The organism is Pseudomonas sp. NyZ201, assembly GCF_049860765.1.
Classification (GTDB): Bacteria; Pseudomonadota; Gammaproteobacteria; order Pseudomonadales; family Pseudomonadaceae; genus Aquipseudomonas; species Aquipseudomonas bharatica.
Map to the genome: position 1 here is coordinate 642,501 of NZ_CP187557.1, position 24,552 is coordinate 667,052.

Consider the following 24,552-nt stretch of genomic DNA (forward strand, 5'->3'; position numbering starts at 1 on the left):
CCATCGCTCAACGGATAAAAGGTACTCCGGGGATAACAGGCTGATACCGCCCAAGAGTTCATATCGACGGCGGTGTTTGGCACCTCGATGTCGGCTCATCACATCCTGGGGCTGAAGCCGGTCCCAAGGGTATGGCTGTTCGCCATTTAAAGTGGTACGCGAGCTGGGTTTAGAACGTCGTGAGACAGTTCGGTCCCTATCTGCCGTGGACGTTTGAGATTTGAGAGGGGCTGCTCCTAGTACGAGAGGACCGGAGTGGACGAACCTCTGGTGTTCCGGTTGTCACGCCAGTGGCATTGCCGGGTAGCTATGTTCGGAAGAGATAACCGCTGAAAGCATCTAAGCGGGAAACTTGCCTCAAGATGAGATCTCACTGGAGCCTTGAGCTCCCTGAAGGGCCGTCGAAGACTACGACGTTGATAGGTTGGGTGTGTAAGCGCTGTGAGGCGTTGAGCTAACCAATACTAATTGCCCGTGAGGCTTGACCATATAACACCCAAGCAATCTGAGCTGAGAAGCCGGATTGTGGTGGTGAAGACGCAATGAACCGAAAGTTCGTGCAAACCACAACTGTCACATACCCGATTTGCCGAGGCGTCGAAAGACGAGTTGGCACACAGAATTTCTTGACGACCATAGAGCATTGGAACCACCTGATCCCATCCCGAACTCAGCAGTGAAACGATGCATCGCCGATGGTAGTGTGGAGCTTCTCCATGTGAGAGTAGGTCATCGTCAAGATTCAATTCCGAAACCCCTATCTGCGTATGCAGGTAGGGGTTTTGTCTTTCCGACAATCCGAATCCGGATGATCGATCTCTTCGTCAAATCCCCCTCGAAGGGGGCTCTGCTTTCTATGCAATCTCTCCGGGCGTGGCTATCATGCCTGCCTCATTGTGTATCGAGATTGGCATGCTGAAGTTGTTAACACTCCTCAAGGATGGTCGATTTCATTCTGGCGAGGCCCTGGGGGCCGTACTGGGCGTAAGTCGCAGTGCGGTCTGGAAGCAATTGCAGCTTCTCGAGTCGGAGTTGAATCTGACTGTGTACAAGGTCCGCGGCCGGGGGTATCGGTTAGCCGAACCTTTGTTGCTGCTCGATGCTGAAAAGATCGCATCCCTGGCTGTGAGAGAGCCTTGGCCTGCTGTTGTGCTTGATGACATTGATTCTACCAATGCCGAGGCCTTGCGCTTGGTTGCGGCTGGGCAGGCAGCGCCGTTCCTCGTGCTGGCCGAAAGGCAAAGCGCCGGTCGTGGTCGCCGTGGTCGTGCATGGTCGAGCCCGTTTGCTCAGAATCTCTACTACAGTCTTGTGCTGCGAGTAGAGGGTGGCATGCGCCAGCTCGAAGGGCTGAGTCTTGTCGTGGGGCTCGCTGTGAGGCAGACGCTGCTCGCCCTTGGCGTTGCTTCGGCGGGTCTCAAGTGGCCTAACGACGTTCTTGTGGATAACCGCAAGGTAGCCGGCATTCTCCTGGAGCTTGTCGGGGACCCTGCGGATGTCTGTCATGTCGTTCTTGGTATCGGTATCAATGTGAATATGCAGAGCGCCGATATCGACCAGGCATGGACCTCGTTGCATCTGGAAACGGGTCATATGGTTGATCGTAACCGTCTCGCGGCGTTGCTTGGCGACAACCTGCGCATATACCTGGAGCGCCATCACCAGGAAGGCTTCTCGGCCCTGCAGCCGGAATGGGAGAGCGCACACCTCTGGCAGGGGCGGCCCGTTTCCCTGATCGCGGGAAGCAATAGTGTCGATGGCGTCGTTTTGGGGGTTGATCATCAGGGCGCCTTGCGACTGGATGTTGATGGTATTGAAAAGAGCTTCAGTGGTGGTGAGCTCAGCTTGAGGTTGCGTGATGATTCTTGAGCTCGATTGCGGAAACAGTTTTATCAAGTGGCGAATTATCCGGCGGATTGACAAAGTGGTCATGGCTGGTGGCGTGGTCGACTCGGACAAGGCCTTGCTTCTTGCTGTTGAAAAGGAGGGGTTGTCTCCCAAGTGGTGTCGGTTGGTCAGCGTACGTACCGAGGATGAAACCAATGCCCTGGTTACAGCATTAAGGGCTGCGTTTTCTCTTGAAGTGAAAAAAGCCGGGCCGGCGCAGGAGCTGGCTGGCGTGCGCAATGGTTATGAAAACTTCGAGCGCCTGGGGCTGGATCGTTGGCTTGCTCTTTTGGGTGGTTACCATCTAGTGAGCTCGGCCTGCGTGGTCATTGACCTGGGTACCGCAGTGACTTCTGATTTTGTAAGTGCTGATGGAGAGCACCTGGGCGGTTTCATCTGTCCAGGGATGCCACTCATGCGCAACCAGCTACGAACCCATACGCGGAGAATCCGCTACGATGACGTGTCTGCCGAACAGGCTCTTTCCAGCCTGGCGCCTGGTCGCGCGACAGTGGAGGCGGTGGAGCGAGGGTGCACGCTAATGCTGCAAGGTTTCGTTCTCACTCAAGTCGAGCAGGCCAAGGCGCTGTGGGGTGAAGATTTCACCTTGTTCATCACCGGGGGCGATGCCGCCCTGGTGAGTCGTGTGGTGCCGTCGGCTCGTTCTGTTCCCGATCTGGTGTTCGTCGGGCTCGCCATCGCTTGTCCGTTGGACTGAGGTGCATATGCGTTGGTTGTTTCTTCTTTTGCTGGTGTTGAATGTCTTCTATTACGTCTGGCATCAGCAGGAGGCGCCGCTCAAGGCGAAGGAAGTCGTTTCGCTGTCGTTGTACAAGGGAAGCCAGCAGGATATCCAGTTGCTGAGTGAGGCGCAGCAAGCCAGTCCGGAGAAAGGGTGTCTCTATCTCGGCGGGCTTGCTACCCCGGAGTTGCTCGAGTCGTTGCGTCAGCGTCTGGTTGCTTTGGATGTCGCCTCCAGGAAGGTGGTAGGAAAACTTATGGACAGCTCGGGCTGGTGGTTGCAGATCCGCCCTGAAAGCCGGCATTTGCTGGATGAAACCTTGGTCGGCAGTCTTTCTCGTGATTTCAATGACTTAAAGAGTAAAATAATGCAGTGCGAGGGTATTGCAACGGTCGAATAGTTTGCATAGAATGGCGCCCGCTTCACAGGGATAACCACTAGGTGGCGAGCCTGGGAAGTGACTGTCAAATTAGCTAACCTCAAGATTTTAAAGAGAAAAAGCTTGACAGTCGGACGGCAAGGATACAAAATGCCGACCACAGCTCAGGAGGGGTTCCCGAGCGGCCAAAGGGATCAGACTGTAAATCTGACGTCTACGACTTCGAAGGTTCGAATCCTTCCCCCTCCACCAGTTTAGCGAGAGCAGCAAGCTCCGCGGGTATAGTTTAGTGGTAGAACCTCAGCCTTCCAAGCTGATGATGCGGGTTCGATTCCCGCTACCCGCTCCAAGTTTGCTGCTGTTGCAAAATGTGTTTCGCTCTTGTAGCTCAGTTGGTAGAGCACACCCTTGGTAAGGGTGAGGTCAGCGGTTCAAATCCGCTCAAGAGCTCCATCTAACAAGGCAGATATGAAAATATCTGCCTTTGTTTTAATGGTTGGTATCGCAGCTCAATTCTTCTGTTGGAGGATGGTATCGATGGCTAAGGAAAAGTTTGAACGTAACAAGCCGCACGTTAACGTCGGCACCATCGGTCATGTGGACCATGGCAAAACTACGTTGACCGCAGCGCTGACCCGCGTCTGCTCCGAAGTTTTCGGTTCTGCTGTTGTCGAGTTCGACAAGATCGACTCCGCTCCAGAAGAGAAGGCTCGTGGTATCACTATTAACACCGCTCACGTAGAGTACGACTCGAACGTTCGTCACTACGCTCACGTTGACTGCCCAGGTCACGCTGACTACGTGAAGAACATGATCACCGGTGCTGCCCAGATGGACGGCGCTATCCTGGTTTGCTCGGCCGCCGATGGTCCGATGCCGCAAACCCGTGAGCACATCCTGCTGTCCCGTCAGGTAGGCGTTCCGTACATCGTGGTCTTCCTGAACAAGGCTGACCTGGTAGACGACGCTGAGCTGCTGGAACTGGTCGAGATGGAAGTTCGCGATCTGCTGTCCACCTACGACTTCCCAGGCGACGACACCCCGATCATCATCGGTTCGGCTCGTATGGCGCTGGAAGGCAAAGACGACAACGAAATGGGTACTACCGCTGTCAAGAAGTTGGTAGAAACTCTGGATGCCTACATTCCTGAGCCAGTTCGTGCCGTTGACCAGCCGTTCCTGATGCCGATCGAAGACGTATTCTCGATTTCGGGTCGTGGTACCGTTGTTACCGGTCGTATCGAGCGTGGTATCGTCCGCGTTCAGGATCCACTGGAAATCGTTGGTCTGCGTGACACCACCAGCACCACCTGCACCGGTGTCGAGATGTTCCGCAAGCTGCTGGACGAAGGTCGTGCTGGCGAGAACTGCGGCGTTCTGCTGCGTGGTACCAAGCGTGACGACGTTGAGCGTGGCCAGGTTCTGGTCAAGCCAGGTTCGGTCAAGCCGCACACCAAGTTCACCGCAGAAGTCTATGTTCTGAGCAAGGAAGAAGGCGGTCGTCACACTCCGTTCTTCAAAGGCTACCGTCCACAGTTCTACTTCCGTACCACTGACGTGACCGGTAACTGCGAGCTGCCGGAAGGCGTAGAAATGGTAATGCCAGGCGATAACATTCAGATGACTGTTACCCTGATCAAGACCATCGCTATGGAAGACGGTCTGCGCTTCGCTATCCGTGAAGGCGGTCGTACCGTCGGCGCCGGTGTCGTAGCGAAGGTTATCGAATAAGTAGTTGATTTATCTCTATCAGGCCGGTATAGTGGCCGGCCTGATTAAGCTTTTAGGTCAGTAGCTCAATTGGCAGAGCGACGGTCTCCAAAACCGTAGGTTGGGGGTTCGATTCCCTCCTGACCTGCCAGATTCTCTCGTGTATCTGGCTTTCTTTTCACAGGACCCCACTGTATGACTTCCAAGTCTGAAGCCCAAGACTCTCGCTTTGATCTGCTCAAGTGGCTTGCTGTTGTTGCCTTGGTCGTCGTCGGGGTTGTAGGCAATCAGTATTATTCTGCTTCGCCGATCCTGTACCGCGTAATCGCCTTGCTCGCTCTCGCTGCTGCTGCTGCTTTCATTGCGCTGCAGACTGTCAAGGGCAAGTCGTTCTTTGCGTTGGCTAAGGAAGCTCGCACCGAGATTCGTAAGGTCGTATGGCCAACCCGTCAGGAGACTACCCAGACTACTCTCATCGTGGTGGTCGTGGTGCTGGTCATGGCGTTGCTGCTGTGGGGTCTTGATTCCCTGCTCGGCTGGTTGATTTCCTTGATTGTTGGCTAAGGGTGTCCTGTGGCTAAGCGTTGGTATGTTGTGCATGCTTACTCGGGTTACGAGAAGCATGTAATGCGCTCGCTGATCGAGCGCGTGAAGCTGGCAGGCATGGAAGACGGCTTCGGCGAGATTCTGGTCCCCACTGAAGAAGTGGTCGAAATGCGTAATGGCCAGAAGCGCAAGAGCGAGCGTAAGTTCTTCCCTGGCTATGTGCTGGTTCAGATGGAAATGAACGAGGGTACCTGGCACTTGGTCAAGGACACTCCTCGTGTGATGGGTTTCATTGGCGGTACTGCTGATAAGCCTGCACCTATTACCGACAAAGAGGCCGAGGCCATTCTGCGTCGGGTCGCTGATGGTAGCGACAAACCGAAGCCAAAAACCCTGTTCGAGCCGGGTGAGGTTGTTCGGGTTATCGATGGTCCGTTTGCTGATTTCAACGGTTCTGTCGAAGAGGTCAACTACGAAAAGAGTCGCCTGCAAGTTGCGGTACTCATTTTCGGTCGCTCTACTCCGGTAGAGCTCGAGTTCAGCCAGGTCGAAAAGGTCTAGTTGAGCGAAGCATCCCACACCCCGCAGCCTTGCGCTGCGGGGTTTTTTCGTCACCGGGATAAAACGCAAGCAAACCGGGGAGCCTTCTGGCGTTCGTACCCGATATTGGAGTAGCTCATGGCTAAGAAGATTCAGGCTTACATCAAGCTGCAAGTTAAGGCCGGCCAGGCCAACCCAAGCCCACCCGTTGGTCCAGCACTGGGTCAACACGGTGTGAACATCATGGAATTCTGCAAGGCCTTCAACGCCCGTACCCAGGGTCAAGAACCAGGTCTGCCGACTCCTGTGATCATCACTGTCTACAGTGACCGCAGCTTCACTTTCGAAACCAAAAGCACCCCTGCTTCGGTTCTGCTGAAGAAGGCCGCCGGCCTGACCAGCGGTTCGGCACGTCCGAACACCGTTAAAGTCGGTACTGTGACCCGTGCTCAGCTGGAAGAGATCGCCAAGACCAAGTCTGCCGATCTGACCGCTGCTGACCTGGATGCAGCCGTGCGTACCATCGCCGGTTCTGCTCGCAGCATGGGCCTCAACGTGGAGGGTGTGTAATGGCTAAGCTGACCAAGCGCCAAAAGGCCATCGCTTCCAAAGTGGAAGCTGGCAAAGTCTACAACTTCGAAGAAGCAGCAACCCTGCTGGCTGAACTGTCCGCTGTGAAGTTCACCGAGTCCTTCGACGTTGCTGTCAACCTCGGCGTTGACCCACGTAAATCCGACCAGGTCGTTCGTAGCGCTACCGTGCTGCCACACGGCACTGGCAAGACTGTACGTGTTGCCGTCTTCACCCAGGGTCCAGCTGCTGAAGCCGCTCTGGCTGCCGGCGCTGACCGCGTAGGTATGGACGATCTGGCTGCCGAAATGAAAGGCGGCGACCTGAACTATGACGTCGTCATCGCTTCCCCGGATGCCATGCGCGTTGTAGGTCAACTGGGTCAGGTTCTGGGTCCTCGCGGCCTGATGCCTAACCCGAAAGTCGGTACCGTAACTCCAGACGTCGCCACCGCAGTGAAGAACGCCAAGGCTGGTCAGGTTCGTTATCGCACCGACAAAAACGGTATCATCCACACCTCCGTTGGCAAAGTCGGCTTCGAAGCTGGCAAGCTGAAGGAAAACGTTGAAGCCCTGATCGCTGACCTGAAGCGTATCAAGCCAGCTTCCTCGAAAGGTATCTACGTCAAGCGCGTTACCCTGAGCACCACCATGGGCCCAGGTCTGGTCATCGACCAGAGCTCGCTGAACGCTTAAGAAAACGCCGGGCCGAATAATCGGCCCGACGTTGAAAAATTGGGGTCCCTGCCTGGCGGGGGCTATCCAAGACCGTAGGCGGCGCAAGCCTTAAACCTCAAGCCTACGCAGATGGTGCTCCCGATTCGTTACCGAATCAGACACCAAAACGACATCTGGCTCCGGCTGGATGAAACGGTAAAAACCAGGAGTAAACCCGTGGCAATTAAACTCGAAGACAAGAAGGCCATCGTCGCTGAAGTCAACGAGGCTGCCAAAGTCGCTCTGTCCGCTGTCGTGGCCGATGCCCGTGGTGTGACTGTAGGCGCGATGACCGGACTCCGTAAAGAGGCCCGCGAAGCTGGCGTTTACGTACGTGTCGTACGTAACACCCTGCTCAAGCGCGCTGTTGAAGGTACCGAATTCTCGGTGCTGAACGACGCGTTCAAAGGCCCGACCCTGATTGCTTTCTCGAACGAACACCCGGGCGCTGCTGCTCGTCTGTTCAAAGAGTTCGCCAAGGGTCAGGACAAGTTCGAGATCAAGGCAGCTGCGTTCGACGGCAAGTTCCTTGCCGCTAACCAGATCGACGTGCTGGCAACCCTGCCAACTCGCGACGAGGCTATCGCACAGCTGATGAGCGTAATCCAAGGTGCAACCAGCAAGCTGGCTCGTACCCTGGCAGCTCTGCGCGACCAGAAAGAAGCTGCTGCTGCCTAAGGCACCGGCGTCTCTTTCGAAATCAAACGTTTAATTTGATGGCCGCGTAGGCTATCCCCCAATACAGGAATTCATAGTCATGTCTCTGACTAACGAGCAAATCATCGAAGCGATCGGCCAGAAAACCGTTCTGGAAATTGTTGAACTGATCAAAGCGATGGAAGAAACCTTCGGCGTTACCGCCGCTGCCGCTGTTGCCGCTGGCCCAGCTGCTGGCGCTGCTGCTGCCGTTGAAGAGCAAACCGAGTTCAACGTTGTTCTGGCCGCTGCTGGCGACAAGAAAGTCAACGTGATCAAGGCTGTTCGTGAACTGACCGGCCTGGGCCTGAAGGAAGCCAAAGAGAAAGTCGACGGCGCTCCTCAAACCCTGCTGGAAGGCGTTTCGAAAGAAGCCGCTGAAGACGCGAAGAAGAAGCTGGAAGAAGCAGGCGCACAAGTCGAAGTCAAGTAATTTCGACCTTGCGACTCCAGCCCGAGCGTTAAGCAAACGGCTGAGGCTGGTGGCTATTGCCACCGGCCTTTTTCCGTTATTGGTAGTCAACCCGGTTGACGCTGATGACGAGCGGTATCCACCACGAACGGTGGCGCAAACCAAGGGGTTTGCAAGATTTTCTGGTTGCTCCCGCCGGGAGGAGCCAAACAAGCAGGTGACCAAGCTGGGGAACGCTGATGGCTTACTCATACACTGAGAAAAAACGTATCCGCAAGGACTTTAGCAAGTTGCCGGACGTCATGGATGTGCCTTACCTCCTGGCCATCCAGCTGGATTCTTATCGTGAATTCCTGCAAGCGGGAGCGACCAAGGATCAGTTCCGCGACGTCGGCCTGCATGCGGCCTTCAAGTCGGTTTTCCCGATCATCAGCTACTCCGGCAATGCTGCCCTGGAGTACGTTGGCTATCGTCTGGGCGATCCGGCGTTCGATGTCAAGGAGTGCGTGCTGCGTGGCGTGACCTATGCCGTTCCGCTGCGGGTGAAAGTGCGCCTGATCATTTTCGACAAAGAATCGTCGAACAAAGCGATCAAGGACATCAAAGAGCAAGAAGTCTACATGGGTGAAATCCCCCTGATGACTGAGAACGGTACCTTCGTAATCAACGGTACCGAGCGTGTGATCGTTTCCCAGTTGCACCGCTCCCCGGGTGTGTTCTTCGACCACGACCGTGGCAAGACCCACAGCTCCGGCAAGCTGCTGTACTCGGCGCGCATCATTCCTTACCGCGGCTCCTGGCTGGACTTCGAGTTCGATCCGAAGGACTGCGTATTCGTTCGTATCGACCGTCGCCGCAAGCTGCCGGCCTCGGTACTGCTGCGTGCGCTGGGCTACAGCACCGAAGAAGTACTCAACACCTTCTACACCACCAACGTCTTCCACGTTTCCGGCGAGAAGCTGAGCCTGGAACTTGTGCCGCAGCGTCTGCGTGGTGAAGTCGCCGTGATGGACATCCAGGACGAGACCGGCAAGGTCATCGTCGAGCAGGGTCGTCGTATCACTGCGCGTCACATCAACCAGATCGAGAAAGCTGGCGTCAAGCAACTGGACGTTCCAATGGAATACGTCCTGGGCCGCACCACCGCAAAAGCGATCGTGCACCCGGCCACCGGCGAAATCCTGGCTGAATGCAACACCGAGCTGACCACCGAGCTGCTGATCAAGATCGCCAAGGCCCAGGTTGTCCGCATCGAAACCCTGTACACCAACGACATCGACTGCGGTCCGTTCATCTCGGATACCTTGAAGATCGACTCCACCAGCAACCAACTGGAAGCGCTGGTCGAGATCTACCGCATGATGCGTCCTGGCGAGCCGCCAACCAAGGATGCCGCCGAGACCCTGTTCAACAACCTGTTCTTCAGCGCCGAGCGTTACGATCTGTCCGCAGTGGGCCGCATGAAGTTCAACCGTCGTATCGGTCGTACCGAGATCGAAGGTTCGGGCGTGCTGAGCAAGGAAGATATCGTCGAGGTCCTGAAGACCCTGGTCGACATCCGTAACGGCAAAGGCATCGTCGACGACATCGACCACCTGGGTAACCGTCGCGTTCGCTGTGTCGGCGAGATGGCCGAGAACCAGTTCCGTGTTGGCCTGGTGCGTGTAGAGCGTGCGGTCAAGGAACGCCTGTCGATGGCGGAAAGCGAAGGCCTGATGCCTCAGGACCTGATCAACGCCAAGCCTGTAGCGGCGGCGGTGAAGGAGTTCTTCGGTTCCAGCCAGCTCTCGCAGTTCATGGACCAGAACAACCCGCTCTCCGAGATCACCCACAAGCGTCGTGTCTCCGCACTCGGCCCAGGTGGTCTGACCCGCGAGCGCGCCGGCTTCGAAGTCCGTGACGTACACCCGACCCACTACGGTCGTGTCTGCCCGATCGAGACCCCTGAAGGTCCGAACATCGGTCTGATCAACTCCCTGGCGGCCTATGCCCGCACCAACCAGTACGGCTTCCTGGAAAGTCCGTACCGCGTGGTGAAAGAGGGTGTGGTTACCGACGATATCGTGTTCCTGTCGGCGATCGAAGAAGCTGATCACGTCATTGCACAGGCCTCGGCCGCAATGAACGAGAAGAAGCAACTCATCGACGAGCTGGTAGCTGTTCGTCACTTGAACGAATTCACCGTCAAGGCACCTGAAGACGTGACCCTGATGGACGTTTCGCCGAAGCAGGTAGTTTCGGTCGCAGCGTCGCTGATTCCGTTCCTCGAGCACGACGACGCCAACCGTGCACTCATGGGTTCCAACATGCAGCGTCAGGCTGTACCGACCCTGCGCGCCGACAAGCCGCTGGTAGGTACCGGCATGGAGCGCAACGTTGCCCGTGACTCCGGTGTCTGCGTAGTTGCTCGCCGCGGTGGTGTGATCGACTCGGTCGACGCCAGCCGTATCGTTGTTCGCGTTGCCGACGACGAAGTCGAAACCGGTGAAGCCGGTGTCGACATCTACAACCTGACCAAGTACACCCGTTCGAACCAGAACACCTGCATCAACCAGCGTCCGCTGGTGAACAAGGGTGATGTGGTCCAGCGTGGCGACATCATGGCCGACGGTCCGTCCACCGACATGGGTGAACTGGCTCTGGGCCAGAACATGCGCATCGCGTTCATGGCATGGAACGGCTTCAACTTCGAAGACTCCATCTGCCTGTCCGAGCGTGTGGTCCAGGAAGACCGCTTCACCACGATCCACATCCAGGAACTGACCTGCGTGGCTCGTGATACCAAGCTTGGCCCAGAGGAAATCACCGCGGACATCCCGAACGTGGGTGAAGCTGCGCTGAACAAGCTGGACGAAGCCGGTATCGTCTACGTGGGTGCCGAAGTCGGCGCCGGCGACATCCTGGTCGGCAAGGTCACGCCAAAAGGCGAAACCCAGCTGACTCCGGAAGAAAAACTGCTGCGCGCGATCTTCGGCGAGAAGGCCAGCGACGTTAAGGACACCTCCCTGCGCGTGCCAACCGGCACCAAAGGTACTGTCATCGACGTACAGGTCTTCACCCGTGATGGCGTCGAGCGTGACAGCCGTGCGCTGTCCATCGAGAAGATGCAGCTGGACGAGATCCGCAAGGACCTCAACGAAGAGTTCCGCATCGTCGAAGGTGCCACCTTCGAGCGTCTGCGTTCGGCTCTGAACGGCCAGGTGGTCGATGGTGGCGCGGGCCTGAAGAAAGGCACCGTGATCACCGACGAAGTCCTGGACGGTCTGGAGCACGGCCAGTGGTTCAAGCTGCGCATGGCGGAAGATGCGCTGAACGAACAGCTGGAAAAGGCTCAGCAGTACATCGTCGATCGCCGTCGTCTGCTGGATGACAAGTTCGAAGACAAGAAGCGCAAGCTGCAGCAGGGCGATGACCTGGCTCCAGGCGTGCTGAAGATCGTCAAGGTCTACCTGGCAATCCGCCGTCGCATCCAGCCAGGCGACAAGATGGCCGGTCGCCACGGTAACAAGGGTGTGGTCTCGGTGATCATGCCGGTGGAAGACATGCCGCACGACGCCAACGGTACCCCGGTCGACGTCGTTCTGAACCCGTTGGGCGTACCTTCGCGTATGAACGTCGGTCAGATCCTCGAAACCCACCTGGGCCTTGCAGCCAAGGGCCTGGGCGAGAAGATCAACCGCATGCTCGAAGAGCAGCGCAAAGCCGCCGAACTGCGCAAGTTCCTGACCGAGATCTACAACGAGATCGGTGGTGTCCAGGAAGACCTGGAGTCCTTCACTGATGAAGAGATCCTGACGCTCGCGCAGAACCTGAAGAAGGGCGTGCCGATGGCGACCCCGGTCTTCGATGGTGCCAAGGAGCGTGAGATCAAGGCCATGCTGAAACTGGCCGACATGCCGGAAAGCGGCCAGATGGTGCTGTTCGACGGTCGTACCGGCAACAAGTTCGAGCGTCCTGTGACCGTTGGTTACATGTACATGCTCAAGCTGAACCACTTGGTGGACGACAAGATGCACGCCCGTTCCACTGGTTCCTACAGCCTGGTTACCCAGCAGCCGCTGGGTGGTAAGGCGCAGTTCGGTGGTCAGCGTTTCGGGGAGATGGAGGTGTGGGCGCTGGAAGCATACGGCGCGGCATACACCCTGCAGGAAATGCTCACAGTGAAGTCGGACGACGTGAACGGCCGGACCAAGATGTACAAGAACATCGTGGACGGCGATCACCGTATGGAGCCGGGCATGCCCGAGTCCTTCAACGTGTTGATCAAAGAGATCCGTTCGCTCGGTATCGATATCGATCTGGAAACCGAATAACACGTGACGCGAATCGGGAGCGTGGCCTAACGGCGCGCTCCCTGCTCCGCCAGGAGGAAAGGCCTTGAAAGACCTACTGAATTTGCTGAAAAACCAGGGTCAAGTCGAAGAGTTCGACGCCATCCGTATCGGACTGGCCTCGCCTGAGATGATCCGTTCGTGGTCGTTCGGTGAAGTAAAAAAACCGGAAACCATCAACTACCGTACGTTCAAGCCTGAGCGTGACGGCCTGTTCTGCGCCAAGATCTTTGGCCCAGTCAAGGACTACGAGTGCCTGTGCGGCAAGTACAAGCGCCTGAAGCACCGTGGCGTGATCTGCGAGAAGTGCGGCGTTGAAGTTGCCCTGGCCAAGGTTCGTCGTGAGCGCATGGCGCACATCGAGCTGGCTTCGCCGGTCGCCCACATCTGGTTCCTGAAGTCCCTGCCGTCCCGTATCGGTCTGCTGATGGACATGACCCTGCGTGATATCGAGCGCGTTCTCTACTTCGAGAGCTATGTCGTTATCGACCCGGGCATGACCACCCTGGAAAAAGGCCAGCTGCTGAACGACGAGCAGTATTTCGAAGCGCTGGAAGAGTTCGGTGACGACTTCGACGCCCGCATGGGTGCCGAGGCTGTCCGCGAGCTGCTGCACGCTATCGACCTGGAACACGAGATTGGCCGCCTGCGCGAGGAAATCCCGCAGACCAACTCGGAAACCAAGATCAAGAAGCTGTCCAAGCGTCTGAAACTGATGGAGGCCTTCCAGGGCTCGGGCAACCTGCCTGAGTGGATGGTCCTGACCGTTCTGCCGGTTCTGCCGCCAGATCTGCGTCCTCTGGTTCCGCTGGATGGCGGTCGCTTCGCGACTTCCGACCTGAACGACCTGTATCGTCGGGTGATCAACCGTAACAACCGTCTGAAGCGCCTGCTCGATCTGTCCGCTCCGGACATCATCGTGCGCAACGAAAAGCGCATGCTGCAGGAAGCGGTCGATGCCCTGCTCGACAACGGTCGTCGTGGTCGTGCAATCACCGGTTCGAACAAGCGTCCTCTGAAATCCCTGGCTGACATGATCAAGGGTAAACAGGGTCGTTTCCGTCAGAACCTTCTCGGAAAGCGTGTCGACTACTCCGGCCGTTCGGTAATTACCGTGGGTCCGACCCTGCGTCTGCACCAGTGCGGTCTGCCGAAGAAGATGGCTCTCGAGCTGTTCAAGCCGTTCATTTTCGGCAAGCTGGAAATGCGTGGTCTGGCGACCACCATCAAGGCTGCCAAGAAGATGGTCGAGCGCGAGCTGCCTGAGGTCTGGGACGTTCTCGCCGAGGTGATCCGCGAACACCCCGTACTGCTCAACCGCGCGCCGACTCTTCACCGTCTGGGTATCCAGGCCTTTGAACCGGTTCTGATCGAAGGCAAGGCAATCCAGCTGCACCCGCTGGTCTGCGCCGCGTACAACGCCGACTTCGACGGTGACCAGATGGCCGTGCACGTGCCGCTGACGCTGGAAGCCCAGCTGGAAGCGCGCGCGCTGATGATGTCGACCAACAACATCCTGTCGCCAGCCAACGGTGAGCCGATCATCGTTCCGTCGCAGGACGTGGTACTGGGTCTGTACTACATGACCCGTGAAGCCATCAACGCCAAGGGCGAAGGTCGCGTGTTCGCCGACCTGCAGGAAGTCGACCGCGTATTCCGCGCCGGCGAGGCTGCCCTGCACGCGAAGATCAAGGTCCGTATCAACGAGACCGTGAACGACCGTGATGGCAACAGCGTCAAGAACACCCGCATCGTCGACACCACCGTCGGCCGTGCCTTGCTGTTCCAGGTAGTGCCGGCCGGCCTGTCGTTCGACGTGGTCAACCAGCCTATGAAGAAGAAGGCGATCTCCAAGCTGATCAACCAGTGCTATCGCGTGGTTGGCCTGAAGGAGACCGTGATCTTCGCTGACCAGCTGATGTACACCGGTTTTGCCTACTCGACCATTTCCGGCGTTTCGATTGGCGTTAACGACTTCGTTATCCCGGACGAGAAAGCCCGCATCATCGGTACCGCTACCGAAGAAGTGAAGGAAATCGAGAGCCAGTACGCCTCCGGCCTGGTAACCCAGGGCGAGAAGTACAACAAGGTCATCGACTTGTGGTCGAAGGCCAACGACGAAGTGTCCAAGGCGATGATGGCCAACCTCTCGAAAGAGAAGGTCATCGACCGCGAAGGCAACGAAGTCGAGCAGGAGTCCTTCAACTCCATGTACATGATGGCTGACTCCGGTGCCCGGGGTTCGGCTGCCCAGATTCGTCAGCTGGCCGGTATGCGTGGTCTGATGGCGAAGCCGGACGGCTCCATCATCGAAACGCCGATTACCGCGAACTTCCGTGAAGGCCTGAGCGTACTCCAGTACTTCATTTCGACTCACGGTGCTCGTAAAGGTCTGGCGGATACCGCGCTGAAAACCGCGAACTCCGGTTACCTGACTCGCCGTCTGGTAGACGTTGCCCAGGATCTGGTCGTTACCGAAATCGACTGTGGCACCGAGCAGGGTCTGCTGATGACCCCGCACATCGAAGGCGGCGACGTTGTGGAGCCTCTGGGTGAGCGTGTTCTGGGTCGTGTCATTGCTCGTGACGTGTTCAAGCCTGGCACCGACGATGTCATCGTTCCGGCCGGTACCCTGGTCGACGAGAAGTGGGTCGAGTTCATCGAGCTGAACAGCATCGACGAAGTGGTCGTGCGTTCGCCGATCAGCTGTGAGACCCGCTACGGCATTTGCGCCAAGTGCTACGGTCGTGACCTGGCCCGCGGTCATCAGGTGAACATTGGTGAGGCGGTTGGCGTTATCGCTGCCCAGTCCATCGGTGAGCCTGGTACCCAGCTGACCATGCGTACGTTCCACATCGGTGGTGCTGCAAGCCGGACCTCGGCTGCCGACAGCGTCCAGGTGAAGAACGGCGGTATGGTCCGTCTGCATAACCTGAAGCAGGTAGAGCGTGCCGACGGCAACCTGGTCGCGGTATCGCGTTCCGGCGAGCTGGCCATTGCCGATGAATTCGGTCGTGAGCGTGAGCGCTACAAGCTGCCTTACGGTGCGGTCATTTCCGTGAAGGAAGGTGAGAAGGTCGAAGCTGGCGCCATCGTCGCCAAGTGGGACCCGCACACCCACCCGATCGTTACCGAAATGAAAGGTACCGTGACCTTCGTGGGCATGGAAGAAGGCATCACGATCAAGCGCCAGACCGACGAACTGACCGGTCTGACCAACATCGAGGTCCTGGACGTCAAAGACCGTCCGGCTGCAGGCAAGGAAATCCGTCCTGCAATCAAGATGGTCGACGCCAATGGCAAGGATCTGCTGCTGCCAGGTACCGATGTACCTGCCCAGTACTTCCTGCCGGCGAACGCCCTGGTCGGTGTGGCTGACGGTGCCCAGATCGGTGTCGGTGACGTTATTGCGCGTATCCCGCAAGAAACCTCGAAGACCCGTGACATCACCGGTGGTCTGCCGCGCGTTGCTGACCTGTTCGAAGCGCGTCGTCCGAAAGAAGCGTCGATCCTGGCTGAAGTCAGCGGTACCATCGCCTTCGGTAAAGAGACCAAGGGCAAGCGCCGCCTGGTCATCACGCCGAACGACGGTAGCGATCCGTACGAAGAGCTGATTCCGAAGTGGCGTCACCTGAACGTCTTCGAAGGCGAACAAGTGAACCGCGGCGAAGTTATCTCCGACGGTCCGAGCGATCCGCACGACATCCTGCGTCTGCTGGGTGTGAGCGCGCTGGCCAAGTACATCGTCAACGAGATCCAGGACGTTTACCGTCTGCAAGGCGTTAAGATCAACGACAAGCACATCGAGACCATCCTGCGTCAGATGCTGCGCAAGGTCGAGATCACCGAGTCCGGCGATTCCAGCTTCATCAAGGGCGACCAGATGGAGCTGACCCAGGTGCTGGTCGAAAACGAGCGCCTGGCTGCCGAAGACAAGTTCGTGTCGAAGTTCTCGCGCGTGCTGCTCGGTATCACCAAGGCCTCGCTGTCCACCGAGTCGTTCATCTCGGCGGCCTCCTTCCAGGAGACCACCCGCGTTCTGACCGAAGCGGCGGTGACCGGCAAGCGCGATTACCTGCGCGGCCTGAAGGAAAACGTGGTTGTGGGTCGTCTGATCCCGGCCGGTACCGGTCTGGCATACCACAGCGAGCGCAAGCGTCGCCGTGATGCCGACAAGCCGCTGCGTGTGAGCGCCAGTGAGGTGGAAGCCGCACTGACCGAAGCGCTGAACTCCAGCGGTAACTGAAGAAAGGGTGGGGCCCCGGCAAGTCTTCTCTGAAATTCGGCGACATGATTCGTCGCCGATGACCGGAGTGGGCGAGCCGGGGCCTCGTCTTGACTGCGTACGAGATCCTCTTTAGACTCTTGTACCCCTAAATTTGGTAGGGCTCCGTCCTGCCAATTTTTGCTTTTCTTGCAAGACAATAGCGTCGCAAGACAACAGTGGAGCTAGTAGATGGCAACTATCAACCAGCTGGTACGTCAGCCGCGTAAGCGTATCGTCGAGAAATCCGACGTTCCTGCGCTGCAGAACTGCCCGCAACGTCGTGGCGTGTGCACCCGCGTGTACACCACTACGCCGAAAAAACCTAACTCGGCACTGCGTAAAGTATGCCGTGTGCGTCTGACCAACGGTTTCGAGGTTTCCTCGTACATCGGTGGTGAAGGCCACAACCTGCAAGAGCACAGCGTCGTCCTGATTCGTGGCGGCCGTGTAAAAGACTTGCCAGGTGTTCGTTACCACACCGTTCGCGGCTCCCTGGATACCTCCGGCGTCAAAGGTCGTAACCAAGGTCGTTCGAAGTACGGTACCAAGCGTCCGAAGTAATCGGCCGTTTGCAGCAGTTCATTCATTTTATTGAGTCGATAAGAGTAAGGTCGGGCGCGAACTCCTCGAGTTGGATGTCCCGGGCTAACCTGAAGACCGTTTGAGGGCTTATCAATGCCAAGACGTCGTGTAGCAGCCAAGCGTGAGATCCTGGACGATCCGAAATACGGAAGCCAGATCCTCGCCAAGTTCATGAACCACGTGATGGAAAGCGGCAAGAAGGCAGTAGCCGAGCGCATCGTTTACGGTGCTCTGGATACCGTCAAGGCACGCAAGAACAGCGATCCCCTGGAAATCTTCGAGAAAGCTCTCGACGCCATCGCTCCGCTGGTCGAAGTGAAGTCGCGCCGTGTTGGCGGTGCAACTTACCAGGTTCCTGTCGAAGTTCGTCCATCCCGTCGTAACGCGCTGGCAATGCGCTGGTTGGTAGACTTCGCCCGCAAGCGCGGCGAGAAGTCCATGGCGCTGCGCCTGGCTGGCGAGCTGCTGGATGCCGCTGAAGGCAAGGGTGCTGCTGTCAAGAAGCGTGAAGACGTGCACCGTATGGCCGAAGCCAACAAGGCTTTCTCGCACTACCGCTTCTAATTCAAGCATCAATCTTTTTGCGAGGGCTTTATGGCTCGTACTACAGCAATTAACCGCTACCGTAACATTGGTATCTGTGCCCACGTTGACGCGGGCAAGACTACCACTACCGAGCGGATCCTGTTCTACACAGGTCTGAGCCACAAGATGGGCGAGGTGCACGACGGCGCCGCGACCACCGACTGGATGGTGCAGGAGCAAGAGCGCGGTATCACCATTACCTCCGCTGCTGTGACTACCTTCTGGAAAGGTTCCCGTGGTCAGTACGACAACTACCGCGTAAACGTCATCGATACCCCCGGCCACGTTGACTTCACCATTGAAGTAGAGCGTTCGCTGCGTGTACTCGACGGCGCGGTCGTTGTGTTCTGCGGCACCTCCGGTGTCGAGCCACAGTCCGAAACCGTATGGCGTCAGGCCAACAAGTACGGCGTCCCACGTGTTGTCTACGTGAACAAGATGGACCGTGCCGGTGCCAACTTCCTGCGTGTCGTAGGTCAGATCAAGAACCGTCTGGGTCACACCCCGGTTCCGGTTCAGCTGGCCATCGGTTCGGAAGACAACTTCCAGGGCCAGGTCGACCTCATCAAGATGAAGGCGATCTACTGGAACGAAGACGACAAGGGCACTACCTATCGCGAGGAAGAGATTCCTGCCGATATGCTCGAGTTGGCTGAAGAGTGGCGCAGCAACATGATTGAAGCTGCCGCCGAAGCCAACGAAGAGCTGATGAACAAGTACCTTGAAGAAGGTGAGCTGACCGTCGAAGAAATCAAGGCCGGTCTGCGTGCGCGTACCCTGGCCAGCGAGATCGTTCCGGCTGTCTGCGGTTCGTCCTTCAAGAACAAGGGTGTTCCTCTGGTTCTCGACGCCGTTATCGACTACCTGCCTGCTCCGACCGAGATCCCTGCTATCCAGGGTATCCACCCGGATCACGTCGAAGACGAAAACGCGCCGAAGATCGAGCGTCACGCCAGCGATGACGAGCCGTTCTCGGCTCTGGCCTTCAAGATTGCCACCGACCCGTTCGTTGGTACCCTGACTTTCGTGCGCGTCTACTCGGGCTTCCTGAGCTCGGGCGACTCCGTGATCAACTCGGTCAAGGGCAAGAAAGAGCGCGTTGGTCGTATGGTGCAGATGCACGCCAACCAGCGTGAAGAGATCAAGGAAGTTCGCGCTGGCGACATCGCGGCCCTGATCGGCATGAAGGACGTCACCACTGGTGACACCCTGTGCGACGCCGACAAGCCTGTGATCCTCGAGCGTATGGACTTCCCTGAGCCTGTGATTTCGGTTGCCGTTGAGCCGAAAACCAAGCAGGACCAGGAGAAGATGGGTATCGCTCTGGGCAAGCTGGCCCAGGAAGACCCGTCGTTCCGCGTCAAGACCGATGAAGAAACCGGTCAGACCATCATCTCCGGTATGGGTGAGCTGCACCTGGACATCCTCGTTGACCGCATGAAGCGCGAGTTCAACGTCGAGGCCAACATCGGCAAGCCTCAGGTTTCCTACCGCGAGAAGATCACCAAGGACAATGTCGAGATCGAAGGCAAATTCGTTCGTCAGTCCGGTGGTCGCGGTCAGTTCGGTCACTGCTGGATCCGCTTCTCGCAGCCTGCTGTGGACGAGAAGGGCAACATCACCGAAGGCCTGGAGTTCCATAACGAGGTTGTAGGTGGTGTGGTTCCTAAGGAATACATCCCGGCCATCCAGAAAGGTATCGAAGAGCAGATGAAGAACGGCGTTGTCGCCGGCTATCCGCTGATCGGCCTGAAGGCAACCGTGTTTGATGGTTCCTACCACGACGTCGACTCCAACGAGATGGCGTTCAAGGTGGCGGCCTCCATGGCGACCAAGCAGCTGGCCCAGAAGGGCGGCGGTGTTGTGCTTGAGCCGATCATGAAGGTTGAAGTGGTAACCCCAGAAGACTACATGGGTGACGTGATGGGTGACCTGAACCGTCGTCGTGGTCTGATCCAGGGTATGGAAGACTCGGTTTCCGGCAAGGTTATCCGTGCTGAAGTTCCGCTGGGAGAGATGTTCGGTTATGCAACCGACGTCCGTTCCATGTCTCAGGGTCGCGCTAGCTACTCCATGGAATTCTCCAAGTACTCCGAAGCTCCGTCGAACATCGTCGAAGCACTCGTTAAAAAACAAGGCTAATCCAGCCCTTTAGGCAAGAGGTTCACTGTCGTGGCTAAAGAAAAATTTGATCGTTCCCTTCCCCACGTTAACGTCGGCACCATCGGCCACGTTGACCACGGTAAGACCACTCTGACCGCAGCTCTGACTCGCGTCTGCTCCGAAGTTTTCGGTTCTGCAGTCGTTGAGTTCGACAAGATCGACTCGGCTCCGGAAGAAAAAGCGCGCGGTATCACCATCAACACCGCTCACGTCGAGTACAACTCGAACATTCGTCACTACGCTCACGTTGACTGCCCAGGTCACGCTGACTACGTGAAGAACATGATCACCGGTGCTGCCCAGATGGACGGCGCGATCCTGGTTTGCTCGGCCGCCGATGGTCCGATGCCGCAAACCCGTGAGCACATCCTGCTGTCCCGTCAGGTAGGCGTTCCGTACATCGTGGTCTTCCTGAACAAGGCTGACCTGGTAGACGACGCTGAGCTGCTGGAACTGGTCGAGATGGAAGTTCGCGACCTGCTGTCCACCTACGACTTCCCAGGCGACGACACCCCGATCATCATCGGTTCGGCTCGTATGGCGCTGGAAGGCAAAGACGACAACGAAATGGGTACTACCGCTGTCAAGAAGCTGGTAGAAACTCTGGATGCCTACATTCCTGAGCCAGTTCGTGCCGTTGACCAGCCGTTCCTGATGCCGATCGAAGACGTATTCTCGATTTCGGGTCGTGGTACCGTTGTTACCGGTCGTATCGAGCGTGGTATCGTCCGCGTTCAGGATCCACTGGAAATCGTTGGTCTGCGTGACACCACCAGCACCACCTGCACCGGTGTCGAGATGTTCCGCAAGCTGCTGGACGAAGGTCGTGCTGGCGAGAACTGCGGCGTTCTGCTGCGTGGTACCAAGCGTGACGACGTTGAGCGTGGCCAGGTTCTGGTCAAGCCAGGTTCGGTCAAGCCGCACACCAAGTTCACCGCAGAAGTCTATGTTCTGAGCAAGGAAGAAGGCGGTCGTCACACTCCGTTCTTCAAAGGCTACCGTCCACAGTTCTACTTCCGTACCACTGACGTGACCGGTAACTGCGAGCTGCCGGAAGGCGTAGAAATGGTAATGCCAGGCGATAACATTCAGATGACTGTTACCCTGATCAAGACCATCGCTATGGAAGACGGCCTGCGCTTCGCTATCCGTGAAGGCGGTCGTACCGTCGGCGCCGGCGTCGTAGCAAAAATCATCGAGTAATATCGATCGGTTGAAAAAGCCCCCGCTCAGCGGGGGCTTTTTTATTGGGTTGACACCCAATAGGGGCGTCTATAGAATCACGCCTCCTTTTAACGGGCGTAGTGCGCCCGGTGGGAATAGCAGCCTGGAGTCTGAAATCCAATGCAAAATCAGCAAATCCGTATCAGGTTGAAGGCATTCGACCATCGCCTGATCGACCAATCTACCCAGGAAATCGTGGAAACCGCGAAACGTACTGGTGCTCAGGTGCGTGGTCCAATTCCACTGCCTACCCGTAAAGAGCGGTTTACCGTTCTGGTCTCCCCGCACGTCAACAAAGACGCGCGTGACCAGTACGAGATCCGTACTCATAAGCGCGTCCTGGACATCGTCCAGCCAACGGATAAAACCGTTGATGCACTTATGAAGCTTGATCTTGCGGCAGGTGTGGAAGTGCAGATCAGCCTCGGCTAAGACTCGGGTCTTGGTCGTGTAACGCTCTGAAATGGGCGGCCATAGCGGGTGAAAGCCCCGTACACTCATGAGGTTTACAACATGACTATTGGTGTAATCGGTCGTAAATGCGGTATGACCCGCATTTTCACCGAAGAAGGTGTCTCCATTCCGGTCACGGTCATCGAGATCGAGCCGAATCGTGTCACCCAGTTCAAAACTGAAGAAACCGATGGCTACCGTGCAGTGCAAGTCACTGTCGGCGAGCGTCGTGCTTCGCGCGTGACTGCCGCTCAGGCTGGTCACTTCGCCAAAGCGAACGTTGCCGCTGGTCGCGGTGTCTGGGAATTCCGCCTTGAAGAAGGCGAGTACCAGGCTGGCGACTCGATCAATGCTGAACTCTTCGCTGCGGGCCAACTGGTAGACGTTACCGGTCAGTCCAAAGGTAAAGGCTTTGCCGGTACCATCAAGCGCTGGAACTTCCGCGGTCAAGACAATACCCACGGTAACTCCGTTTCCCACCGCGTCCCGGGCTCTATCGGCCAGTGCCAGACTCCTGGTCGTGTATTCAAGGGCAAGAAAATGTCCGGTCACATGGGCGCCGAGCGCGTGACCGTTCAGTCCCTGGAAGTAGTGCGCGTCGACGCTGAACGCAATCTGTTGCTGGTCAAGGGTGCCGTTCCTGGCGCTACTGGCGGTGACGTTGTTGTGCGTCCGGCTGTCAAGGCTCGCGGGTAAGGGGAAGCTGACATGCAACTTAATGTAAATGACGCTCAGGCGATCGAAGTTTCCGAACTGACCTTCGGTGGCGAATTCAACGAGACGCTGGTACACCAAGCAGTCGTGGCCTACATGGCCGGCGGCCGTCAGGGCACCAAGCAGCAGAAGACCCGTTCCGACGTGGCTGGTGGCGGTAAGCGCCCATGGCGTCAGAAAGGTACTGGCCGTGCTCGTGCCGGTACTACTCGCGGTCCTATCTGGCGTGGCGGTGGTGTGACCTTCGCAGCTCGTCCTCAGGATCATTCGCAAAAGCTCAACAAGAAGATGTATCGCGCAGCACTGCGTTCGATCCTCTCCGAGCTGGTGCGTAGCGACCGTCTGGTCGTGGTTCAGGACTTCGCTGTCGAAGCGCCAAAAACCAAAGACCTGCTGAACAAGCTGAACGGCATGGGCCTGAACGATGTTCTGATCGTTTCGGACGCTGTTGACCAGAACCTGTATCTGGCCGCTCGTAACCTGCCGCACGTCGATGTACGTGACGTACAAGGTTCCGACCCAGTCAGCCTGATCGCCTACGAAAAAGTGTTGATCACTGTTTCGGCAGTGAAGAAATTCGAGGAGCTGCTGGGATGAACCAGGAACGCGTATTCAAAGTTCTACTTGGCCCGCACGTTTCCGAGAAGGCTACGGTTCTGGCTGACAAGAAAGGCCAGTTCGTTTTCAAGGTTGCGACCGATGCAACCAAGCTGGAAATCAAGAAGGCCGTTGAAAGCCTGTTCAGCGTCAAAGTGGAAAGCGTTACTACCCTGAATGTTCTGGGTAAGACCAAACGCACCGCTCGTGGCCTGGGCAAGCGCAATGACTGGAAGAAGGCGATCATCTCCCTTCAGCCAGGCCAAGATCTCGATTTCAGCAGCAGTGCTGAGTAAGGAAGGGGTGCATCATGGCAATCGTTAAATGCAAACCGACTTCCCCTGGCCGCCGTTTTGTGGTCAAGGTGGTCAACCAGGAGCTGCACAAAGGCGCTCCTCACGCACCGCTGATCGAGAAGAAATCGAAGTCTGGTGGTCGTAACAACAATGGCCGCATCACTACTCGTCACGTTGGTGGTGGTCACAAGCAGCATTACCGTCTGGTCGACTTCCGTCGCAACGACAAGGACGGCATCGCCGCCACTGTCGAGCGTATCGAATACGACCCGAACCGTACTGCTCACATTGCCCTGCTGTGCTACGCAGACGGCGAGCGTCGCTACATCATCGCGCCGAAAGGCGTGAGCGCTGGCGACCAGCTGATCGCAGGTGCTCTGGCTCCAATCAAGCCAGGCAACTCCCTGCAGCTGCGTAACATCCCGGTAGGTAGCACCGTTCACGGCATCGAACTGAAGCCAGGCAAAGGTGCACAAATCGCTCGTTCCGCTGGTGCTTCGGCTCAGCTGATCGCTCGCGAAGGCGTCTACGTGACCCTGCGTCTGCGCTCTGGTGAAATGCGTAAAGTGCTGGCTGAGTGCCGTGCGACCCTGGGCGAAGTCTCGAACACCGAGCACAGCCTGCGTTCGCTGGGTAAAGCTGGTGCCAAACGCTGGCGTGGCGTTCGCCCAACCGTTCGTGGTGTTGCCATGAACCCGGTTGACCACCCGCATGGTGGTGGTGAAGGTCGTACCTCCGGTGGTCGTCATCCGGTATCGCCATGGGGCTTCCCGACCAAGGGTGCGAAGACTCGTGGTAATAAGCGTACCGACAACATGATCGTCCGTCGTCGCAAGTAAATAGAGGGATACGACAGTGCCACGTTCTCTGAAAAAAGGTCCTTTTATTGATCTTCACCTACTGAAGAAGATCGAAGTGGCGGCGGAAAAGAACGATCGCAAACCAGTTAAGACCTGGTCGCGTCGTTCCATGATCCTGCCACAAATGGTCGGTCTGACCATCGCGGTACACAACGGTCGTCAACACGTCCCAGTTCTGGTGAACGAAGACATGGTCGGCCATAAACTGGGCGAGTTCGCCGGTACCCGCACCTACCGCGGGCACGTGGCTGACAAGAAAGCCAAGCGTTAAGGGGTAAGGAA

General features: G+C 57.2%; 22 protein-coding genes, 4 tRNA genes and 2 rRNA genes (1 of these 28 cut by a window edge). All 28 read left to right on the top strand.

Annotation, left to right across the window (positions count from 1 at the left end; all coding sequences use genetic code 11):
* A 23S ribosomal RNA gene (locus ACPFMA_RS02795) occupies positions 1-489 on the top strand; it begins 2,402 nt to the left of the window's first position.
* 136 nt (positions 490-625) lie between these two features.
* Positions 626-741 (top strand): 5S ribosomal RNA (gene rrf / locus ACPFMA_RS02800).
* Between the two features lie 171 nt (positions 742-912).
* The gene (gene birA, locus ACPFMA_RS02805; RefSeq protein ID WP_425929653.1) at positions 913-1,869 is read left to right on the top strand and encodes a bifunctional biotin--[acetyl-CoA-carboxylase] ligase/biotin operon repressor BirA; all 957 of its coding nucleotides are present in this window, start codon (positions 913-915) and stop codon (positions 1,867-1,869) included.
* Positions 1,859-2,605: a pantothenate kinase gene (locus ACPFMA_RS02810; protein WP_064302112.1), complete on the top strand. Its 747-nt coding sequence runs from the start codon at positions 1,859-1,861 to the stop codon at positions 2,603-2,605. The genes birA and ACPFMA_RS02810 overlap by 11 nt, the downstream gene beginning before the upstream one ends.
* A gap of 7 nt (positions 2,606-2,612) precedes the next feature.
* A complete protein-coding gene (locus tag ACPFMA_RS02815; protein ID WP_009403211.1) occupies positions 2,613-3,029 on the top strand; it encodes a hypothetical protein in 417 nt (138 codons plus the stop codon).
* Positions 3,030-3,175: 146 nt separating this feature from the next.
* Positions 3,176-3,260 (top strand) — tRNA-Tyr (locus ACPFMA_RS02820).
* A gap of 23 nt (positions 3,261-3,283) precedes the next feature.
* Positions 3,284-3,357, top strand: a tRNA-Gly gene (locus ACPFMA_RS02825).
* Between the two features lie 28 nt (positions 3,358-3,385).
* Positions 3,386-3,461: transfer RNA gene (locus ACPFMA_RS02830), tRNA-Thr, on the top strand.
* An 84-nt stretch (positions 3,462-3,545) separates the two neighbouring features.
* A complete protein-coding gene (tuf, locus tag ACPFMA_RS02835; protein ID WP_170395214.1) occupies positions 3,546-4,739 on the top strand; it encodes an elongation factor Tu in 1,194 nt (397 codons plus the stop codon).
* 54 nt (positions 4,740-4,793) lie between these two features.
* Positions 4,794-4,869: transfer RNA gene (locus ACPFMA_RS02840), tRNA-Trp, on the top strand.
* A gap of 44 nt (positions 4,870-4,913) precedes the next feature.
* Positions 4,914-5,282 carry a preprotein translocase subunit SecE gene (gene secE / locus ACPFMA_RS02845; RefSeq protein ID WP_009397378.1) on the top strand — a complete coding sequence of 123 codons (369 nt, stop codon included), beginning with the start codon at positions 4,914-4,916 and terminating at the stop codon, positions 5,280-5,282.
* Between the two features lie 9 nt (positions 5,283-5,291).
* Positions 5,292-5,825 carry a transcription termination/antitermination protein NusG gene (gene nusG / locus ACPFMA_RS02850; protein WP_003255501.1) on the top strand — a complete coding sequence of 178 codons (534 nt, stop codon included), beginning with the start codon at positions 5,292-5,294 and terminating at the stop codon, positions 5,823-5,825.
* A gap of 117 nt (positions 5,826-5,942) precedes the next feature.
* Entirely contained in the window at positions 5,943-6,374 is a 432-nt protein-coding gene (rplK, locus tag ACPFMA_RS02855) for a 50S ribosomal protein L11 (RefSeq protein WP_009397375.1), read from the top strand.
* Positions 6,374-7,069 (top strand): 50S ribosomal protein L1, encoded by a 696-nt coding sequence (rplA, locus tag ACPFMA_RS02860; RefSeq protein ID WP_009397371.1) that lies wholly within the window; start codon positions 6,374-6,376, stop codon positions 7,067-7,069. The genes rplK and rplA overlap by 1 nt, the downstream gene beginning before the upstream one ends.
* A gap of 198 nt (positions 7,070-7,267) precedes the next feature.
* Positions 7,268-7,768, top strand: a complete 501-nt coding sequence (rplJ, locus tag ACPFMA_RS02865; RefSeq protein ID WP_009397369.1) for a 50S ribosomal protein L10 — start codon at positions 7,268-7,270, stop codon at positions 7,766-7,768.
* A 79-nt stretch (positions 7,769-7,847) separates the two neighbouring features.
* Positions 7,848-8,219 (top strand): 50S ribosomal protein L7/L12, encoded by a 372-nt coding sequence (gene rplL / locus ACPFMA_RS02870; RefSeq protein WP_009397366.1) that lies wholly within the window; start codon positions 7,848-7,850, stop codon positions 8,217-8,219.
* Positions 8,220-8,437: 218 nt separating this feature from the next.
* Positions 8,438-12,511: a DNA-directed RNA polymerase subunit beta gene (gene rpoB / locus ACPFMA_RS02875; RefSeq protein WP_064302110.1), complete on the top strand. Its 4,074-nt coding sequence runs from the start codon at positions 8,438-8,440 to the stop codon at positions 12,509-12,511.
* Positions 12,512-12,575: 64 nt separating this feature from the next.
* The gene (rpoC, locus tag ACPFMA_RS02880; protein WP_009397357.1) at positions 12,576-16,775 is read left to right on the top strand and encodes a DNA-directed RNA polymerase subunit beta'; all 4,200 of its coding nucleotides are present in this window, start codon (positions 12,576-12,578) and stop codon (positions 16,773-16,775) included.
* A gap of 210 nt (positions 16,776-16,985) precedes the next feature.
* The gene (gene rpsL / locus ACPFMA_RS02885) at positions 16,986-17,357 is read left to right on the top strand and encodes a 30S ribosomal protein S12 (RefSeq protein WP_003186084.1); all 372 of its coding nucleotides are present in this window, start codon (positions 16,986-16,988) and stop codon (positions 17,355-17,357) included.
* A gap of 114 nt (positions 17,358-17,471) precedes the next feature.
* Positions 17,472-17,942: a 30S ribosomal protein S7 gene (rpsG, locus tag ACPFMA_RS02890; protein ID WP_009397350.1), complete on the top strand. Its 471-nt coding sequence runs from the start codon at positions 17,472-17,474 to the stop codon at positions 17,940-17,942.
* Positions 17,943-17,972: 30 nt separating this feature from the next.
* The gene (gene fusA / locus ACPFMA_RS02895) at positions 17,973-20,105 is read left to right on the top strand and encodes an elongation factor G (RefSeq protein ID WP_009397349.1); all 2,133 of its coding nucleotides are present in this window, start codon (positions 17,973-17,975) and stop codon (positions 20,103-20,105) included.
* 30 nt (positions 20,106-20,135) lie between these two features.
* Positions 20,136-21,329 carry an elongation factor Tu gene (tuf, locus tag ACPFMA_RS02900; RefSeq protein WP_064302109.1) on the top strand — a complete coding sequence of 398 codons (1,194 nt, stop codon included), beginning with the start codon at positions 20,136-20,138 and terminating at the stop codon, positions 21,327-21,329.
* Positions 21,330-21,470: 141 nt separating this feature from the next.
* The gene (gene rpsJ / locus ACPFMA_RS02905; protein ID WP_003186070.1) at positions 21,471-21,782 is read left to right on the top strand and encodes a 30S ribosomal protein S10; all 312 of its coding nucleotides are present in this window, start codon (positions 21,471-21,473) and stop codon (positions 21,780-21,782) included.
* 81 nt (positions 21,783-21,863) lie between these two features.
* A complete protein-coding gene (rplC, locus tag ACPFMA_RS02910; RefSeq protein ID WP_009397519.1) occupies positions 21,864-22,499 on the top strand; it encodes a 50S ribosomal protein L3 in 636 nt (211 codons plus the stop codon).
* A gap of 12 nt (positions 22,500-22,511) precedes the next feature.
* Positions 22,512-23,114, top strand: a complete 603-nt coding sequence (rplD, locus tag ACPFMA_RS02915; RefSeq protein WP_009397517.1) for a 50S ribosomal protein L4 — start codon at positions 22,512-22,514, stop codon at positions 23,112-23,114.
* Entirely contained in the window at positions 23,111-23,410 is a 300-nt protein-coding gene (rplW, locus tag ACPFMA_RS02920; protein ID WP_009397515.1) for a 50S ribosomal protein L23, read from the top strand. The genes rplD and rplW overlap by 4 nt, the downstream gene beginning before the upstream one ends.
* 14 nt (positions 23,411-23,424) lie before the next feature.
* Positions 23,425-24,249 carry a 50S ribosomal protein L2 gene (gene rplB / locus ACPFMA_RS02925; protein ID WP_009397513.1) on the top strand — a complete coding sequence of 275 codons (825 nt, stop codon included), beginning with the start codon at positions 23,425-23,427 and terminating at the stop codon, positions 24,247-24,249.
* A 16-nt stretch (positions 24,250-24,265) separates the two neighbouring features.
* A complete protein-coding gene (rpsS, locus tag ACPFMA_RS02930) occupies positions 24,266-24,541 on the top strand; it encodes a 30S ribosomal protein S19 (protein ID WP_002555486.1) in 276 nt (91 codons plus the stop codon).
* Positions 24,542-24,552 lie beyond the last annotated feature (11 nt).